The following is a 1,868-nucleotide window of genomic DNA, read 5'->3' on the forward strand; positions in this document are numbered from 1 at the left end:
CGACAGGAAGATCATCTCCGCGGCCGAGCCGATCTGCATGCCGTACTCGGTCGCGAACGTCTTGCGCACGAAACCGAACGAGACCATCGCGTAGATCAGCGTGCCGGCCAGCAGCATCGCCCACGCGGCGAGGAACAGCAGCGCCGGGCGGAAGCCGCGGCGCGCGACGGCGATCGCGGCGCCGATCACGGCGCTGACGCCCGGGAACACCATCGCGGTGCCGATCAGCACGGCGACGCGGTAGTCGACGAGCGGCGTCACGACGAGCATCAGCGTGTGGAAGCCGGCGAGGGCGAGCAGCAGCCGGTTCGCGAGCGGCGAGCGGCGCGGCAGTTCGAGGAAATCGCGCGCGAACAGATGCATCGCGATCATCGCGTAGGCCATCGACAGCGGCACCGCGGCGTTCGCGAGCCAGGTCGAATTCGGCCAGAAATACTCGAACGCGAAGCCGTTGAGGCAGAACAGCACGAGGCCGAAGCCGAGCACGTGCAGGCTGTAGAGAAAATGCGAGCGGTCGCGCAGCGTGACGAACAGAATCAAATTGTAGAAAAGCAGCGCCAGCAGGATGCCGTAGTAGACGCCCATGCCGAGCTGCGCATCGCGCGCGAGTTCGATGAACGCGGTCGGCGTGTACAGCGTCAGCGGCACCTGCATCGAACTCTTGGTCTGCACGCGCAGCAGCAGGTCGAGCGGCCGTCCCGGCGTGATCTGCAGCCAGAAGTTCGGATGGCGATAGCTGACCGAGCGCTGCGAGAAGGGATGCTGGTCGCCGGACTGGAAATGCTCGATCGCGCCGTCGGCGCTGCGTACGTACAGGTCGACGTCGTCGAGCAGCGCGTACTCCAGCACGAGCAGCCAGCGCGTGTCGGTGTGGTTCGCATTGGCCACGCGCGCGTGGAACCAGTAGGCGCCGTCGACGAAACCGAAGGTTGCACTGTCGGCCGGCACCGGCTTGAAGTCGCCTGCGTCGGCGGCGGCGAACATCGCCGTCGCGGTCCGGTCGGCCTGCGCATCGACCGCGAAGGTCGTGACCGCGGCCAGCGGCGCGCGGGTCTGTCCGGCGGTCAGATCGAGTATCGGCGCGGCGGCGGCCGATGCCGCGAGACATGGCAGCACGCCACACAGCAGCAACAGACGTAGCAGTAGATGCGCCACCCCTAGCCCCCCTTGGCATTGGCCGCGACACGTGCCTTGCAGGATCGTTGCCAGCACGGCTTCGTATCAAGTCCTCAAACGACGAACGGCGCTGCGACAGATCAACGCACCGCAACCGCACGGGCACTGCCGCCGGCACATTGCTGCGCCGCAGCGTCCGCGTGCCGGGCCGCCGCGCCGATGCCGGCGTTGGGCGCAATTACTTGATTGGCGACGTGAAGCCGATGTGTCCGCGTCTTGCGGGAGCGCTTCGACGCGGTTCGACACAGGCCCGACATACGACGATTCGCCGGCTGCAACATTTTGTGACATCGCCCCTTCCGCGCGGGTTTACAGCGCGGCCGCCGCTGCAGTAGAGTGTCGTAATGTTCTAATGCGTTATTACATTGAATCATGAAGCGACGCTATCTCGAACCCGAAAACACGCCGGTGCCCGCCGAGGAAAGCCTCTGCCGCGCGTTGCTGTCGCTCGATACGCCGGCCGAGATGCTCGCGTTCCTGCGCGATCTCTGCACGCCGGCCGAACTCGAAGCGCTGGTCGACCGCTGGCGGGTCGTGCCGTATCTGCTCGCCGGCTACGCCTATCGCGAGATCCACGACCGCACCTCGGTCAGCGTGACGACGATCGGCCGCGTCGCGCGTTTTCTCCAGCAGGGCAATGGCGGCTATCTCGCCGTCGTCGCGCACGAAGCGCTGCCGCCGCTGCCCAAGCC

At 66.5% G+C, this 1,868-nt stretch carries 2 protein-coding genes; one reads left to right on the forward strand and one right to left on the reverse strand.

What is annotated here, in order from left to right; genetic code table 11:
- A partial coding sequence (locus VLF18_RS20400) for a 7TMR-DISM family protein (RefSeq protein WP_325281470.1) occupies window positions 1-1,155 on the reverse strand: 1,155 nt, incomplete at its 3' end.
- 393 nt (window positions 1,156-1,548) lie between these two features.
- Between VLF18_RS20400 and VLF18_RS20405 the strand changes: the two genes are divergently transcribed.
- Window positions 1,549-1,868 (forward strand): YerC/YecD family TrpR-related protein (locus VLF18_RS20405; RefSeq protein WP_325281471.1); only part of this gene is annotated, 320 nt, incomplete at its 3' end.

The sequence above is a fragment of the Tahibacter sp. genome (assembly GCF_035481375.1).
Lineage (GTDB): Bacteria > Pseudomonadota > Gammaproteobacteria > Xanthomonadales > Rhodanobacteraceae > Tahibacter.